This is a genomic window from Marinobacter goseongensis (genome assembly GCF_023156235.1).
GTDB classification, from domain to species: Bacteria; Pseudomonadota; Gammaproteobacteria; order Pseudomonadales; family Oleiphilaceae; genus Marinobacter; species Marinobacter goseongensis.
The window spans coordinates 1-16300 of the sequence record NZ_JAKZAI010000033.1; the positions used below are offsets into that span (position 1 = coordinate 1).

A 16300-nucleotide genomic window follows, 5' to 3' on the forward strand; every position below is an offset into this window, starting at 1 on the left:
CGATGGGTGGCAGCCTTGCTCCGGTCCGGGTGGCAGGCTTCACGTGGAATGGGTGGCAACCTTCAGCGGTTTACGCAGGAAACTGGGAATTTCTGATCCTTTTCCGATTTACCAACACCTTGTCTCAACCGAAAAAACCTGCTGGCAAGTCTAGCAAGATCGACACTCCCGATGCACCACTGCTGATACATCGAAGTTTGTACTGAAAGTACAAACAATTGATTTTATTAAATATTTTTTGATTTTCCTCTTGCGTATTTGAAACTTCGTGCGAGTATTTTAGAAAACGCAGGAGTTCAAAATGACCAAGTTGAAGACCATTTGTTTTGCTGTAACTACAGCCGTGCTCGCGGGTTGCGCTGCCATGCCTCGACAATATGACGACGAATCATCCCGCGCACTGAATCTGGCCCGTTCCGGGGGCATCTACGACCAGGACCTGCGGGACTCACCAGACGGCACCCGCTCTTATCGCAAAAGCCTGGTGATGGGCGCCCTCGACCTGGCCAGTCTGGCTACCTCATTAGATGCACCACTCCGTCATCTTACGGGCACCCAGACACTGCTATTTAACGCCACTGACATCATGATGACGCCGGACAACCCTTCGGCGCGACCCAGCCTGATGGGCTGGATGCCGGAATCACTGGCGGCGAACGAGGATGACGCCTATGACCACTATGTTGCAGTCGTAGATGAGGCCATCACCCAGGCCGCCGAGTCGATGGCGATAAATGTAACGAAGCTCACAGACGTGAAGACGCCGGAGATTGATGGAAACCCGCTCATGCTGTGGTCGGTAACAGCCGAGCGATATGGCTGTGCCGATAGCAACTGCATCATCGCCTACAACATCCAACAGCCGAATCACTGGAAGACACCAAGCTATGTCATCGGCGGTGAAGCAGCCAGTTACAACATTGCTGCCAACCACCCCGAGAAATACTCCCGACTGGTATTTCGGCAGTCCGGCCATGAACTCACCTTTCCAGTAGATGAATTCTATGGCGCTGTCAGCGCCGGCATGCCTCCCTGGATAGTGATGTACTTTCCACCGAACACCGTGATCCAGGACGGCGAGCCGCTCCCCTATCCGGTGTTGTATGAAAAGGGCCAACAGCTGATGTTCAGGGAGCCCGACCATGAGTGACTGGCACGATGAACTTGAGTTGGCACTGCTGCCGCTGGAGGACCTGAGAGTCGATAGCGTCTACATGACTTTTGTGATCAGCAATGCCCTGAGCGAGCAAGGCATCTTCCATCAATGCCGGATCGGATACGCGGAGGACCGACTGAGCCGAATGACCACCGCTCCCCATTGCTGGGTCGAGCTCGAACAGGGCTGGTGTATCGATCTCCGGCTTAGACAGTGGCTGGGTGATGAGGACGACCTCCCTCATGGCGTATTCCAGCCATCCGACTATCCGCGAGTTCGATATCAAGGTACGGCGTTGGTGGTTCCACGCCTGAACGTGGAAGATTTGAAGGCGATGACGAATGATGTCTACCGCAAGGTGAAACTGCCGTGGCTGCCCGGGCAAGCCGCAGCGGCCTGATCCCGGGCAAAACTTGCATTTTCTCAGGTTCTGGTAGCTTCGAAGTAAAGAATTATCGGGGACTGGGGCCATGGTGAGAGTGGCAAAAATCGTAGCAGTGGGGCTCGCCGGGATCGGCGTTGTGGAGCTCGCCTTTAGGGGTACCGAGGCAGCCCTTTACGCATGGTATCTATTGTTCGTGCTGTGGGTGGTCGTACTGTTCATTCGCTTCGCACTGGCCGTAGTCGGTGCTTACAAGACGTTTTTCGCCAAGGGACCCGATGGGGAAATGACGTTTCCTGAATTCGAGGAAAAGATGGCGTCGTTCAGTCGAGGCAGTGGTGAGGAAGCAACCTGCGCGAGCAGCAAGGCAACTTCCGGCAACGGGAACGATGGCGGTACTGAGGGTTTCCCCGATGACGACAGGATCAACCAGATCTATCGAGCGAACGATCCGTTCGGGGAGTTTCTCGACTCTTGAAGTGGTTCCTTATGGGTACAGATCAGAAGAACCAGAGGTTCGAACCCTGTAACGGCCACCAGAACCACCTAAACCAGACCGGCCAGAGAGAACCACTTATAACAGACTGAGGAACCGACGATGTTTATTCGAGCCTACCTTCGGGCATCCACGCAGGAACAGAATGCGGAGCGAGCCCGGGAGTCACTGGTACAGTTCGCAGCCAACCACGGTCAGCGTATTGCCGCTTTCTACGTGGAGAACGTGTCCGGCGCTACCCTGCACCGCCCCGAGCTGATGAAACTGATCGCAGATTCTGGTGAGGGCGACATCGTTCTGGTCGAACAAATTGATCGGCTGGCTCGCCTCAAACAGAGTGACTGGGACTCCCTCAAGCAAAAGCTGGCCGCCAAGCGGTTGGCCATCGTCTCCCCGGAATTACCAACCAGTTGGCTCGCCCTGGAAAAGAAAGACGATACCGGATTCACAGACTCCATTCTCCGGGCGGTCAACGCCATGATGCTCGACATGCTGGCTGCCGTGGCCCGCAAAGATTACGAAGACCGCCGGCGCCGGCAGTTCCAGGGCATCCATAAAGCAAAAACGGAGGGTAAGTACCAGGGGCGGCAGCCAGACCTGAAGCGCAGGCAACACATCGCCAGCCTTCTCAAGAGCGGCCACAGCTACAGCGAAATCCAGGAGATGCTGAGCTGCTCCCGACACTTGATTGCGTCTGTCGCCAAAGAACAAAGACAGGCCGATGCTGCGGCCTGAAACCAACAAAGTGCCCTGAAAGGGCAATCAACTATTGGAGACCTGAATATGCTGAACCTATCTGCCACACTGATTGCATTCCTGAGCTTTGTCGCGGTCGTACTTTTTATCTGCGTTATGGCCTACCGCAACGCCGATCGGCTGGAAGCGTTCCTGGAGCGAAAGTTCCGAAAAAGATCACCCCGACACAATGGCGATCTGAAATAAATTCGGGGCAAACCGGTGTTCCTGCCCAAAACGGGCAGTTTGAGAGCCGTGCCTACTGCGTCGTCCATGGCAGCATAATCGTGAAGTCGATATGAGGTTATGCACGTGACGGACAAAACAGCCATGCTTCCCGAAAGCTTTCTATTTTTGCTGGAACAGGAAGAAAAGCGGAGGCAGCAGCGGGAGGACGCGGGGCTTCCGGCTCTCACAATACTGATCGACGCCGCTCATAGTGGAGGCGGCCAGGCCCGGCATATCAGGCGATTCCTTCTTGGCCTATATAATGCGGGCCGCTGGCCATTCGAGTTGAACCGACTCAGGGCCTTGGATACCGAACTGCAACAGGCTGCGTTGCAGGTTCTGGCGCTGGATTGGAATGGCCGGGAGGTTCACACCTATTTGCCGGGTGGTGATGAGTTGTTTCAGGCTTGGTGGGAACAGGAGTCGAAAGCGTGATACGCTTGCTGCACTATATTGATCGAAACCTCCCCAGCCTCGTACCGGGTGTTGTGCGCCCAATGTGCCAGTCGGATGTGTGGAGGAGCTTCATTGGACCTCCTGCAGAATCCGATCACATTCAGAGATGACATACTCCGGAATTGTATCAAACCTTGCAGGATCAAGCTGGCAAATAAACTCATTCTCAATATGATATGTTTCATTGATAAACTTCTGAACAACAGAATTCTCAATTTCCAGATCTAACAGGCGAAAAATCTGAAGTTTTTCATAACCATTCTCGGAATCTCTATAAAGCGACGTCAGCGCATTGATATCAGTAACTCGATTCAAAATGTCAGGGTATGAAAATCCGTTCAGAAAGCCCGATATTTCATTGCATCCATTGGAGAACTTAGCAGGCGCCATTTCCGGATAATTGTTATCTACCCCTATGGGTTCTCTGGTATCAATTGCACGCCCTCTCTTGTGCAGAATATTGGAGAGTACTTGATAAGCATCTCCCTTGTCGTCAGAAATTTCAAAATGACGTCTCATGTAAATCAGCTTGATAACATCATCCTTGTCAGAGGCGAGAGCATTCTTGCAAATCTGGGAAAAGGTTTGCATATCCTCTTTTCTGATTACATATTCGATTAACTGGCCAGCTTCAAGCCTCAGAAACGATGCCGAAGTATGATTGCTGAACTTATGCGCAAGAGACTTAATGGTATCGATAATTGGCTCCACATCATGTGTAAGCATCAAAGCCGTTTTATTCTTCAAGCATGAATCAGCTTTTCGACGGAAAAGCATTTCGAGAATGGCATACTTTTTGTTCTTGTCAAATGACGAAATTGGGTCATCCAGAATGATCAAGTCCGGTTTTCTTGACAGACACTCATACATGAAAAGAACGATGGCAAAAGCATTTCTTTCACCAAAACTGAGGTGTTGGCTTCCGCCGCTGAGATATTCCTCGTGATCGGCATGTCTCAGTTTCAGTTGTGACTGTTCGCCTTCACCTACTATCTCAACCTTATATCGGTAACCTGCATATGAGAGAAAATTGTTAATGTCGATCTGATGCCGTTCGACCGTTCTCTTCATCTCGCTTCGTTGCTGACTGATCTTTCCCTGAAGTTGGCCGGCCTGTGCAATTACTTCGTCGATAGAGTCGTTAATCGGAGTGATGGCTTCCAGCATCCTTTCTGAATTAAGCTCCGAGAAAAAAGCCAGGTCCAGTTTATAGGCAGGGAGTTTTTCAGAAACTTTTTCACCGTCTTTAAATTGGAACGCAGAAAGTGTTCTAAGATTTTCTAGCTTCTCAGTGAAATTATCGATTTGACCCTTTACTGAGGCAAGAAATGCTTCGTGTTCTTTTTCAAGCCCGTCCTTCAGCTCTGTAATTGCCTTCAGTTTACCCTTCGCCTCTTTAGAAAAGAAGTCGCCCAACTTTTCGATCACACCGATTATGGCGATCAGGTTCTTAATCGTATTTTTATCATATTCTTCGCCAACCTTCTTGATCTGATCCTTCTTTTCAGCTACATGCGAGGTGCAAAATGGACAGCTATCAGATAGTTCCGAAAATTCGTACCCCTTTGTTTGCCAGTCAATCCAGTTAACACTGTTTTCGCTCTGAATGAACGGTGTATAAGACTCAAGACCAGAGGGAACATGTTGAATTTTGTTACCTGAAGATAGTCCTTTCATTCCTGTCGAAGATTTGGACAAGCCGGATTTGGTCAACTTGAAAGCATTTCCCATTTCCTTGAGGGTGGTTATCAAGGTTTCCAATTCTTGATTTCCGGAAAATAGTTGTTTGATATCTTGGATCAAACTTTCAATTTCCTGCTCTTTTTGTTTGTAGGCATCAGTTCTAATCAATATGTCAAAGCTGTTGCTGAGCAATTCATCAGTTTTGAACACAAACTGATTGACGTACTCCTCGTTGAAGCACATGACAGTATTGATGCTTTCTGTGCCGGTAACTTCAGGTGTTATTCCATCTGGATTGGATTTTCTAAGCTTAAATGGGGTGAGTTCATTTAAATTTGAGCCTTCAGTCGTACCGAGGATAATTGCCCGAGCAATTGAGCTTTTTCCGGTTCCGTTTGGTGCGAACTTTATGTTCAGCGTATTTTCAGAAAGAACCAAACTAGCCCAATCAATGTTATTGCAATTTTTAATCTCGATATTCATTTCGCGCTCCCTAAACTTTAATAAACGTCACCTCAAAGGCCTTGCTAGACCGAAACTGCTGCAACCGGTTGGCAAACGCGAAGGCTTCATTCATCTCGTAGTGCTGGAAGATGTCCAGCCCCCTGTCCAGCGATATCTTCCAGCCGTGGTCTGTAACGATATGACGGGCGTGAATGGTGCCGCTCTCGTCAAACTCCCAGGTGAAGTCGATGCCCACGGTGCGAGCGGATTCCTGGATTTTTTCAAAACTCTCGTCTTGCAGATCACCCTTGAACTCGTCCCGGACGGTGACGAGGTGAACCGCCACTTCATCTTCTTCGGCCTTGTTCTTCACGATGGCTTCTAGAAACTCCATGAAATTGCGGATCTGGTAGAAAAGCCGAATGTAGGGGTCTGTAACGGTGATCTCACTGGCTCCTTTCAGGTATGCGCCAAACAAACCGTCGAATGAGATGCCTTTTTGATTTTCCTGGAAGGTCAGGTGCTTTTCCCCCAGTACGGGTTCAGAGGCGCGGGGCTCTTTGGGCTCGCCAACTTTAACGTCTGCTGCTGGCTCAGGGTCTACCCCCCCGTCATCAGGGGTGGACACCGTCTGGTGGTAGTAACCCGGGTACTCTTCTTCCTCAAGTGTCGTGACCAGTATTTCCTGGCGTTGTTGATCCTGATAAGAAAATCGGACTTCGCCGTAGGTGGTGTCAATCCGCTGTAACTGGTCCTTGACCCGCTTGCGCCCCTCGATGGCAAAACGCAGCACTTCTTCAACCTCATCCCTGGTTGCTCCGCCCTGGGGGAACAGGATCTTCATCAAGCCGGAAAAGGTCTTATTGATACCGTCCCGGTCTCGGGTCGAGATATCCGAAGAAAGAGTAAAGTGCTCGCGGTACTGATCGGAATAATCATAGTTCCGCATCGAGCGCAGGATTTCTGCAAGGTAGTCCACCACGAAGCCATAGCCGTCGGAGAACATCTCGCCCCGGATGATGTCGACCTCCCACCCGGGGATGTAGAAGTGGATACGGTCCAGAAAGGCAGAATCGTAGAACTTGTCCGGCAACTCATCGAACAGGTCCGAATGCTTCAGCATGTAAGGAACGGTATGCCGGGTGTTCCCCACGAACACCATGGACGCCTCGGCGCCCAAGGTTTCCACGCCCCGGGAGAAGGACTTGTTGGCCATGTAGTTCTTCATGATGTCGACCAGGGCCTTGTCGACTCGCTTCTGCTTGCCAGCAAATTCGTCGAAAGCTACGCAATCCCAGTAGCCCACCAGGCCAATCTTGCCGCTGGAGTTGTTCACAAACAGCTTGGGTACGGTGACTTCACCACCCGATACCAGGATCCCATGGGGCGAAAATTCAGAGTAAACGTGGGATTTACCCGTCCCCTTGGGGCCAAGTTCGATAAGGTTGTAGTTCCGCTCGCAGAACGGAATCAATCGGACCAGTTGCGTCAGCTTGCTGCGCCGTCCGAACATCTCCGGGTTAAAGCCGATGCTCTGTATCAGCAGGTCAATCCACTCATCGGTGCTGAACTGCTGCCGCGCGGCAACGTAGGCGTCATAGTCGAAGTGAGATAGCTGAATCGGCTTGAGGGTGGACAGAATCCAGGGGCTGACGTTCTGGTCTTCAGAAAATACGTATTCGATGTCCGCAATGCACCAGACGCCGCTTACCAGCAGTTTGGGGTGGGCCTTCACGGTCCCAGAATCCACCAACACTTTCTTGATTCCCAGGTTGGAAAACTGCGCCTCGTAGGCATCCGTCTTCTCATTCAGGGCCACACTGATCTTGTCGATAACCTTGTAGCGCCCCTTTTCCTTGATATTCGAGCGCACCAGTCCGGCCTCGTTGCGGTGGACATAGTGCTTGGCCAGAATCTCCTTGACCGTTTCAATCCCGGTTTGGATCGTGGCCTCGTCGTTAGTGGCGCAGTATTGGCCGAGCAGATACTCCAGCACATATGAGGGGACGATGGCATTGCCCTTGACCGTTTTCACCAGGTCTTTGCGCACCACCAACCCGGGGAAGTGTTCGTTGATCTTTTGGTCAAGCGTACTCATTGGCTATAACCCTCAGAAATCAAAATCGCTGGTAAAGGACCGCCGCATCAAATACCTGAGCGACTTGTATTCCTTGTAGTGGGAGGTGCCGGCGTGCTGTTCTTCCAGCTTTAGGAAGACCTCCTGGCCGTTGGCCTCGTCCGCCTTGCGGCTGAGCACAAAGCGCACCTGAAGCTCCCGCTCGCGGGGGTTCTCCGAGGTCAGGTCAAACGACAGTTCGTGACTGTCCGAAATCAACTCCCCTGACTGGGTATAAATCCCAGCCCGCAGGTGGCGAGGCTGTACTTTCTCGGTAACCGGTCCGGACTGATACAAGGTGACGGCCAGTTGGCCGGAAGTGATCACCGAGCTGGCCCCACGCAGGATGTCCACCTCAACGGCGCTGACATCACTCTGGCGCTTCTTGTTAACCTTCAGGACTGGAATCACAACCTCCTGAAGGGATGCGCCGCCATGCACAAAGCGGCTGCCAGAGCCTTTAAGACGCAGCCGGTTGATGGACTTGGGAATCTGCACTTCCATCTCGCCATCCAGCCCAAGCTGCTCAGACGAGAAGTGATGGAAGGCCGGAGAGGCGGACAGCCCCTTACCCAGCACGAACCGACGGTCCCGGTAGCGAATATCATCGCCAGAAACGGCATCGCCCAGGAAATCACTCTCATCCAGCTCACGGTTCTGGTAAATAAAGCCATGGTCAGCGGTGATCAGCAGGTTATTGGCGTTGGCCGCCGTGAGCTTCTTGATCAGTCGAATCAGGTCATCCAGGGTTTGTTCTGCGGCTTCAAAGGCCTGCCCCTCTGAATGCATCTTGTCGCCGGTGTGATCGATGCGGTTGTGGTAGATGTACAGCACATCATTACCCTTGAGCAGCTCACGGCTGTCTTCCCGGTTGAGCTGCATAAAATCCTCCGCCTTGACGGCCTGGCCCCGACCATCCAAGGCGGCCTGCAGGATTTTGGTACGGTTGACCGTGCCCTGTGAGCTTTGGCCATCCACCAGTACCGTGCCGGTATCGTTGTCGGCGATCGCCAAGGACTTGTTGGGCAGCAGCGCCGCCATACCGAGCTGGGTATAGCTGGGCAGGGTCGAGAGAGCCGGCTCGAGCTCCGCGCTGTAGCGATCTTCCTGCCGGATAAGGCCCAGCAGCTCGTCACCAATCTCATAGCGCATGGCGTCGGAAATGATCACGCAGATCCGCTTGTCCTTGCGCAGGTACGGGCGAACCCAGTGCTCGAAAAAGGCCTTTTGCTGAACGACCGGATAGGCCTCCCAGCGCGGCGCGGCGTCCACGTGAACCTGGAAGCCATCGCCCAGCTTGAGTAAATAGTTGTTGGAATACAGGTTCTCCACCTGCTCACTGAGCTCGCCCATTAACGAGGCCTGGCCGGACATGCGCACATGGTAGGTAAACTTGCGGTAGAGCTGATCCAATTGGAACCAGGAGCGGCTGTATCGCTGAACGCCTTCGGAGAGACTGCCCATGGTGAGGCGAGCCTCACCCAGCATCTGGACAAAACGGGCCGCAAACTCAATGGCTTCATACAGGTGGCGGAACTCCCCGTACCAATGGCCCTGGCGCCGCTGTCGCACCCACAGTGCCACATCGCCACTAGTGACCGTGCGGCCTACCACCGCCCGGACCAGGTCACTGATAATCTTCTGGTCGATTAGCCGGAAGTAGTCCAGCTCAACCAGGTCCCGGAAGTCCCGCTTGCCCAGGTCCTGCTCAATGCCGAGCACTTCGGCACACTCGGCAGACAGCGTTTCAAACCCCTGCTCGAACTGCCGGCTGTCTTTCCATCGCTTGAGGAACACCAGGGCGTCGCCGGTCAGTTTGACATCGCCATCGGTACCCATGGCGTAGCAGGACTTGAACAGCTCAATCACGAAGTCGCGAAGGCTGGGTTCACTGGCCTCGTAGCCGTAGAAACGGGTCAGTTGCTCCCACAGGAAGCTGTCCAGACCGCAACGCTCAATCAGCCGAATGCCATCATCGCGCCCTTCCGCCAGTTGCTGCAGCAGGGTTTCCACCACCGAGTCCATACGGGGCTCACTACCGGCACATACAGCCAGCATCTTCAGGCGCAGCTGGCCGGCAGTGTCGTCCGGTTTCAGCAGCTTCTTCAACGCCTCCTTGCGCTTGATCGCCTGGAAAAACTCCGCGTGAGCCTGGGCCACCTCGGCAAACTCCAGGCCCAGCTCCAATTCGGACAGCCAAATGGCCACCTGGTCGGTCCGGAACTCGCCGTGGGCCAGCTGTACGTCCAGCAACCAGTTGTCCAGATCCTCTGGTTGCGGCCCCTCCTTGTACAAAAGAAACTTCTGTTCCGGTGACTCCCGAAGGATGCGATATTTCAGGCCGTACTCGTTGTTGGCGATTTCCAGCTTCTCCACGTGCGGGATGGAAACCGTCTCGAAATCACCGCGCAGCTCTTGCTTGGTGTCGTACCAGAAAATGATCCGGTGCTTATCAAACAGTCGCGTCAGAGCCGTTTGAATCTGGCTGCTCATGAGACCACCTCTTCCAGCTCTTCGTCTTCACTGTCAGCCACACTCTCCGCCGCCAACGGCGCGGACATGTAAACTCGGGATATCAAGCGCTGTTTTAGGGCTTCTCGCCTTGCCAGATAGAACGCCTTGAATGAAGTAAATTCCAGATCCACATTCTCGATGAGCAGATCACTAGGAGTCAGGTGCACATTCTGGTCAGAAAGCCATTCCTTCAAAGGGCGGTCTTTCTTCGCAAGGTTTTGCGAATGATTCAATAGGTGAAGATTGGGGATCGCATTCCAGTGGACTGGATTACGATAAAACGCCATCAACTGCTCGTCATCCTGCAAGAAGCCAGCTTTATTTAGCAATTTCTTGTCAAATGATGCCCTAGGGTGAAGGTGATCAATGTGAAAAACCTCTGAAACGTTCATTTCCGGGAACAGCAAATGCAGTAACGCGCGGCAGCGCCCCTCTCCGTGCTGCGTTTCCAGCAGTTTATCGAGGGTTTCTTCATCGAAACGCAGATCCTTGTTCGTCGCTTTGTAACGCTCGATGATGGCGGGCAACGGGAAGGTATCGTCGGTGAGGTGTTTTTCCAGAACATCCCTCATGCTGCTTAAAATGGAGTCAGCTTGACCGCCGAAGACCCCTTTCAACAGCGCCATGTAAAACCACTGGCTGATTACCGCACGTTGCTCATGGCATTTCGCCAGATTATTAATTTTCCTGAAGAGCGGCTCTTCTGTAGAGCATTTTTTATACAAGTAGTAACAGATCGGAATAACAGCGTTTCTGGAGGTTAGCGACTGCGGCGTAATACCGAACCGCCGCACGAGGCGGAATGTTTCGGTAATACATTCTTTGATCTCGGGCCACTCTTGCTGGATTCGAGCAACCTGCTCGCCCTTGAAATTTCTCACTTTGAAACGGACATCGGCTTCCGTGAGCATCAAGCAGGTTTTCAACAACCAGTCACGCTCTATGTAGAAACCCATCTCCGTGTTCTGATGGATGTGCTGGGTCAAGTCGTCAAGCTCTTTCCGAAAATCTCCATCCCAGTGGGCAACGGCAATCGACATCAGCAGGTCAGAAAAGTCCAGCTTGGTGCCTCCGCTGTTGGTTCGGATAAATACATCTAAAACATGGTCGATTTGCTGACTGTTCTCATTGAAGTAGTGAATGATCCGCTGGGAACGGATCACGTCATAAACTTTCAGCAGTGTCTTTCGGGCAAACGTATTTGTGCTGAGTCCTCGTCGCTCGAGCTCTGGCATTACCACCTCCAAAAGCACATCATCGCTACTTTCGTGGTGTGGATACCTGAGTATTTCATGCATGCAAAGCCAGTGGTGGGCTGGGGTCTCTGCAGCCAATGAGTCTTTATATTGCCGATCTGTGAGGAATCGGAAGTTGTAATACATCAGTGATTCATCGTCTTCCGATTCCAGTGGTGCTTTCAGGTCCAGATACAGTTTGCGAGGCGGTAACACCTTGTCGTCGCGAGTGCTAGGCCACCAAACTCTTGGCTTCTTGTACGCATATGTACCGCAAAGACCGATATATAGGGATGTAAGACGCTGCTGGCCATCGATAACTGCCCTGAAATCCTTATAACTCGCATTGGTTGAGACGTGAGGGTTTTCCTCACTGAAACGTTGGCAGTAGGATTTCAGGAACTCGTAGAATTTGTAGTCGTTCTTGATGCCATCATCCTTGATTTCCCACATCATGAATGTGTTGATGGGGTAACCCCGCATGATGGAGTCGAACAGCACGCAGATCTGATGGCTGCTCCAGACGAACTTCCGCTGTATTGCCGGCAACAGATAGTCTCGCTGATTGATGCCATCAATCGCGTCTTTGATAGTAATGGCCTTTTCGTACTCACCTGCCATGCCGACAGCTCCTTACTGCTTCAGGACAAGCCTGGAATTTTCTTCAAAGCGTCGCCAAATTTCGGATAATTGGCCTTCACCCCGTCATCGAGATCTATTTCCACCTGCTCGGTAGCCAGGGGATAAAGTACATCCCGCTCGTAGTCATCCAGCTCGGCGAGGATTTTGTTGATCTTCTCAATCTCTTTCAGGGCTTTGGTCTTATCACCCTGAGAGGCCCCGGCGCTGATGCTGACGGCCTCCAGATGGTTTTTCCGGGCTTTCAGCTTTTCGTCTTTGAAATCCCGCAGATACTCCAACACCGTACCCACGGTGTGGGGCTGGTAGCGGTGCATGTAGATCAACGCATTGAATGAGCCCTTGGGTGACGAGAACAGCCAGTAAATGGGGCGCTTTTTGTAACGGCGCACGTGGTCGTTGTAGAAGTCCTTCAGGAAGTACTTGCGGATGTCCTTACCCAATGCCTGCTCGACAAAGCGCAGGTTTTCCTCATAGTGTGCTTCGCCAAAGGCGATGCGCAGGAATTCACGGAAGCGCTCGGTGATGTCGTCGGTGAACCAGTCGCCATCGAGCATAGGGATAACATTATCCTCATCCGCCGGGAAGCTCGGCTCCGGGATCTGCTTCAGGTAGTCCTCGATGGTCTCGCCTTGGTTAGCCAGGATCAGCCCCGGCTCTTCCAGGGCGTAGCGACCGAACATGCAACCCACGGCATAGGAAACCAAATCACGCATAGTGTCTGCCAGCAGCAGCGCTTCTAGCTCTTCCTCACTTTTGTTGTTGCCGTAGCGGTAGTGAGGGTTGCAGGTCAGAGTGACCTCCTCCAGCGGTACATCTGGTGTCAGCTCTTCCTGTAGGCCGTAAGCATCGATGAAGATGCGGTTGTTTTCTTCCTCAAGCTTCCGCATTTCGTTCGTCATTCTTTGCCAATGGGCACGAAGATGCGCGTAGCTATCTTTGATTTTTTCGCTCCGATAATCTTGCGATAGCAAAGGAGGCGCGCTGAAATCCCAGGACGTTTCGTAGGCATCCCAATCAGCTTGAGACAGACGAATCAGCCTTTCCACCGCGGTGGTATCAATATTCTCCGCCTGTTTACTAAATGGAAGTGAGCTTATGTTACCAACCTGAAAGTGCATCGTTGGATTCAGAATTGATAGGAAATGATGGGCCGGCTTTGAGTTGAGAAAACCCGCCACACTTGGCAGTTTTCTTCTTTCGGGAAAGGCAGATGACCCTGCAACATCAAATATAAAACCACCAGGAGAATATCGCACCCCAAAACTTGAACCGCCAATATCGGACCAGGTTACCGACGGCAAAAAGTACTTATCTCGGTTGATTACGCGCCCATTAGACCCCACTTTTGCACCGGGTGTATTGTCTATATAGTCGCAAATCTCTTCCCCATCGTTAAAGAAATTGACTAATGTATCGGCGTTCCCAGCCCACTTCCGATAGCCGCCACCTTTATTGTAGGGAAACCATTTCTTTTTCGACTTTATCGCTTCATCTCTGCTCTTACATGCCAAAAATGCTCCTTGAAAACTTACCTCATGCCAGCGTCTGAGAAATCGATCATTGTTAGTTGTTGCCATCCCCTGACGAGGATATGCAGTCTCCGAGAGAGGGTTCGATTTGCTGAAAGCTTCTCTAGTCGCTCCGCCGATCCAATACGCTATTGGCTGACCTGGTATCTCATCAAAATCGCACTCTCTAGCGGAATGGCGATATTCCACTGGCGACTTTATAGCACGCCGTGTGAGTTCCGCCATTTCCGAATCCCCACCGTCAAAGCCACAAAGTCGGATAAAAGTGGCTGGGCGGTCCCTGTTACGCCCCCTTGTTAGAGTGAATGCGCAAATATGAACCGACGCACCTCTAAATCCCGTGGGTGAGAGCTCGACCAAGTTATTGAACGAAAGTGTCGAAAGCACGAAACTTCTGAGCCGCTCGTGGGATGATATGTAGAGCCACACGTTCGGACTCATAATCCCAGCAAACCCACGACTCTTAAGCATGTTTGAGATGCGCATAATAAATGCGGAGAACAAATCTCCTTTCCCATCTGGAAAGGATGGTTTCACCCAGCTCAAAAGACTGCTATTCATGTTTCTCCCGCCCATATAGGGCGGGTTAGCCAAAACAACGTGGTATTTCGGCGACAGCGCTTCAGCCATTCGCAACACCGCCATTAAACGTTCTAGCAGCGGTCTCATCAAGAGATCGGCGTTTGCAAGGTTCGCTTTCACCACATGCATTAGCTCAGAAGAGTCGCGTAACTTTGGCACGATCAGCGAGCCGAAGTTTTTGGCCTGCTCGAACTGACCGAGCGTTTCGCGAAGCTCATACGTGAACAGGTCTTTGTTCATCACTGCGGCAACGTCTTGTATCTCGGTGCCGGCAAAGGCCACATTCTCCAGAATGACAACATTCGGCTGCACGGGCTTCCGGAAGAACCGGCGTTGCTTGGTTCGCGCCTTCATGGTTAGCGCAAATGCGGCCAACTCACCGGCACGCTCATCGATCTCAACACCATAGAGGTTGTGAGTCAGAATCTTGGCCGGAATATCACCAGGTTCGTAGCCTTCCTCTTCGTAAATGGCATACAGCAAATCGAAGGCATACGTCAGCATATGGCCGGAGCCGCAGGCCGGGTCACAGATCTTGATCTCTTCCGGGCTATTGATCCGCAGGAAGTCGGTCTCGGGTTCCTCCGGCTTGATGTAGTAATCCATCTGCTCGATCAAGCCAGAGTCTGGCCGATTGAGCATCCAGAGGCGTCCCAGAGAGTTTTCCACCAAATAGCGGACAATCCAGTGCGGCGTGAACAGCTGAGTCGCCGCCGGGATATTCTCGGGAGTAACCTTCTTGTTCTTCTTCAGGTCAGCAAATACCTGGTCTTTCTTCTCGGAGATATAGAACTGATACAGCCAACCGATTACCTCAACATCTTTACAGGCATCCGGTGTCATAGCCTCGCGGGTATAGGCCAGAATGGAGTTGCCGGAGAGCAGGTCATCCGGCATCAAAAGCTCGGTGTAATCGTCAATGCGCTCGAACAGGAACGGCATCGCGCCATACCAATAGTTACAGGCCGCGACGACCAACAGGCGATAGGCCTCCCCCTGCGGATCCTGACTGGGTGTTTTGCTATCCAGCAGGGCAAAGATCTTTTGGCGGGTTGACTCCGAGACCATTTCTTCATCGATATGGCCCATTTTGGCATCCGCCAGGATCTCGGGCTGGAACTGCCCCTCAGCAGGGGAAACAATGCCAATGCGGTTGTAACGGTTGACGTCCATAAAACGCAGGGCACAGAAGCGGTTGAACCAGATATAGGCCACCCGTTCGATAATCTGCTCTTTGCCTTGGCCTGTTACCGCCTCTTCCAGCTTTTTAATCGCCTTTGGCCTTTCTCGCCGGGCGGGACTCTCTTCAGCCAATACCAGCTTGAGCTTGGCGGTAACCTGTTCGAGCAAGCTGCGGCGAGCGAATTGCGCGAATTTTTTAAGTTTTGATGTTTCCATCTGGTTATTCTCCTTCGGCACCCGCCAAGCGTGTAACAGGCCATTTCGGAAAGTTTTCATTCCACTTCTGCAGGTTGACGACATGACAGCTGGTGGCCAGTGACTGAACCCAGCGCGAGGAAGCTTTCCCCACAGGTAGCTCCTGCTTCAATGACTTTTGCATATGGCCATTTAGGGCATTCTCAAAAGTGAGAAGACAGACATAATGGACGGGTTTATCCACTTTCTGTTCAGCGTGTCTATAGAGATAAGAATCTCGGAATTTATATTTGAGGTAGTTTTTTAGCCATTTAAAACTATCTTGCCTTGCTTTCTTCTGCTCATCGTTTGCCGCATTGCGGACATCATAGATGGACGGATCGTCATAGTCTTTCAACTCCACATAGACATAGGCCTCTTCAAACTCGGCCACAATGTCGACCCCTTTCATCGGCGCACCATGATATGTGGGTTTTGTACGGTCCTTCTCATCGAAAACAAACGCATCAAGTGCATCAGTAAATTGAAACTCGAAGCCGTCGGCAGCCACAACCTTCATTTGCCAAGCCCCCCCATATCATTTTCAATTTCTTTGTTGATGAGAAAGCCGAAAGCTTCATCTATGGGGTTTGGAGCAATGTCTAGATACCTGAATCAGTGACTTTGCAGGCCAGTATACTCCGCAAAGCGCCATCGGCGCTAACGGGAGCCATCACTTGGTCAAA

13 protein-coding genes are annotated in these 16300 nt (G+C 51.9%); 7 read left to right on the top strand and 6 right to left on the bottom strand.

From position 1 onward, the window contains the following. From MLC70_RS17145 to MLC70_RS17175, 7 genes are all read left to right on the top strand, one after another. The coding region (locus MLC70_RS17145) for a hypothetical protein (protein WP_248185564.1) at window positions 1–206 on the top strand (206 nt) is incomplete at its 5' end. A gap of 95 nt (window positions 207–301) precedes the next feature. After that, window positions 302–1150 (top strand): hypothetical protein, encoded by an 849-nt coding sequence (locus MLC70_RS17150; RefSeq protein WP_248185565.1) that lies wholly within the window; start codon window positions 302–304, stop codon window positions 1148–1150. After that, a complete protein-coding gene (locus MLC70_RS17155) occupies window positions 1143–1556 on the top strand; it encodes a hypothetical protein (protein WP_248185566.1) in 414 nt (137 codons plus the stop codon). Before MLC70_RS17150 ends, MLC70_RS17155 begins: the two co-directional genes overlap by 8 nt. A 70-nt stretch (window positions 1557–1626) precedes the next feature. After that, window positions 1627–2016 carry a hypothetical protein gene (locus MLC70_RS17160; protein WP_248185568.1) on the top strand — a complete coding sequence of 130 codons (390 nt, stop codon included), beginning with the start codon at window positions 1627–1629 and terminating at the stop codon, window positions 2014–2016. Window positions 2017–2136: 120 nt separating this feature from the next. After that, window positions 2137–2769, top strand: a complete 633-nt coding sequence (locus MLC70_RS17165) for a recombinase family protein (RefSeq protein WP_248185570.1) — start codon at window positions 2137–2139, stop codon at window positions 2767–2769. Between the two features lie 48 nt (window positions 2770–2817). After that, window positions 2818–2976, top strand: coding sequence for a hypothetical protein (locus MLC70_RS17170; RefSeq protein WP_201304266.1), 159 nt, complete (start codon window positions 2818–2820; stop codon window positions 2974–2976). A gap of 99 nt (window positions 2977–3075) precedes the next feature. Beyond that, window positions 3076–3432 carry a DUF7673 family protein gene (locus MLC70_RS17175; RefSeq protein ID WP_248185572.1) on the top strand — a complete coding sequence of 119 codons (357 nt, stop codon included), beginning with the start codon at window positions 3076–3078 and terminating at the stop codon, window positions 3430–3432. Window positions 3433–3522: 90 nt separating this feature from the next. Here the strand turns inward: MLC70_RS17175 and MLC70_RS17180 are convergent, their stop codons facing one another. The 6 genes from MLC70_RS17180 to MLC70_RS17205 are packed head-to-tail and all read right to left on the bottom strand — an operon-like array spanning window position 3523 to window position 16134. Then, window positions 3523–5619, bottom strand: a complete 2097-nt coding sequence (locus MLC70_RS17180; protein WP_248185573.1) for an AAA family ATPase — start codon at window positions 5617–5619, stop codon at window positions 3523–3525. Between the two features lie 10 nt (window positions 5620–5629). Next, entirely contained in the window at window positions 5630–7678 is a 2049-nt protein-coding gene (gene brxL, locus MLC70_RS17185) for a BREX system Lon protease-like protein BrxL (protein WP_248185576.1), read from the bottom strand. A gap of 12 nt (window positions 7679–7690) precedes the next feature. Then, on the bottom strand, window positions 7691–10189 hold the full coding sequence (pglZ, locus tag MLC70_RS17190) for a BREX-1 system phosphatase PglZ type A (protein WP_248185578.1): 2499 nt from the start codon (window positions 10187–10189) through the stop codon (window positions 7691–7693). Beyond that, window positions 10186–12066: a DUF262 domain-containing protein gene (locus MLC70_RS17195; RefSeq protein WP_248185580.1), complete on the bottom strand. Its 1881-nt coding sequence runs from the start codon at window positions 12064–12066 to the stop codon at window positions 10186–10188. Before MLC70_RS17195 ends, pglZ begins: the two co-directional genes overlap by 4 nt. 20 nt (window positions 12067–12086) lie before the next feature. After that, window positions 12087–15596, bottom strand: a complete 3510-nt coding sequence (gene pglX / locus MLC70_RS17200) for a BREX-1 system adenine-specific DNA-methyltransferase PglX (protein ID WP_248185582.1) — start codon at window positions 15594–15596, stop codon at window positions 12087–12089. Window positions 15597–15600: 4 nt separating this feature from the next. Next, on the bottom strand, window positions 15601–16134 hold the full coding sequence (locus tag MLC70_RS17205) for a hypothetical protein (RefSeq protein ID WP_248185584.1): 534 nt from the start codon (window positions 16132–16134) through the stop codon (window positions 15601–15603). Between the last annotated feature and the right edge of the window lie 166 nt (window positions 16135–16300).

Bases quoted from the DNA above. Each gene is read 5' to 3' on its own strand.
- MLC70_RS17150 (WP_248185565.1), top strand. From the start codon at position 302: ATGACCAAGTTGAAGACCATTTGTTTTGCTGTAACTACAGCCGTGCTC.
- MLC70_RS17155 (WP_248185566.1), top strand. From the start codon at position 1,143: ATGAGTGACTGGCACGATGAACTTGAGTTGGCACTGCTGCCGCTGGAG.
- MLC70_RS17160 (WP_248185568.1), top strand. From the start codon at position 1,627: ATGGTGAGAGTGGCAAAAATCGTAGCAGTGGGGCTCGCCGGGATCGGC.
- MLC70_RS17165 (WP_248185570.1), top strand. From the start codon at position 2,137: ATGTTTATTCGAGCCTACCTTCGGGCATCCACGCAGGAACAGAATGCG.
- MLC70_RS17170 (WP_201304266.1), top strand. From the start codon at position 2,818: ATGCTGAACCTATCTGCCACACTGATTGCATTCCTGAGCTTTGTCGCG.
- MLC70_RS17175 (WP_248185572.1), top strand. From the start codon at position 3,076: ATGCACGTGACGGACAAAACAGCCATGCTTCCCGAAAGCTTTCTATTT.
- MLC70_RS17180 (WP_248185573.1), bottom strand. From the start codon at position 5,619: ATGAATATCGAGATTAAAAATTGCAATAACATTGATTGGGCTAGTTTG.
- brxL (WP_248185576.1), bottom strand. From the start codon at position 7,678: ATGAGTACGCTTGACCAAAAGATCAACGAACACTTCCCCGGGTTGGTG.
- pglZ (WP_248185578.1), bottom strand. From the start codon at position 10,189: ATGAGCAGCCAGATTCAAACGGCTCTGACGCGACTGTTTGATAAGCAC.
- MLC70_RS17195 (WP_248185580.1), bottom strand. From the start codon at position 12,066: ATGGCAGGTGAGTACGAAAAGGCCATTACTATCAAAGACGCGATTGAT.
- pglX (WP_248185582.1), bottom strand. From the start codon at position 15,596: ATGGAAACATCAAAACTTAAAAAATTCGCGCAATTCGCTCGCCGCAGC.
- MLC70_RS17205 (WP_248185584.1), bottom strand. From the start codon at position 16,134: ATGAAGGTTGTGGCTGCCGACGGCTTCGAGTTTCAATTTACTGATGCA.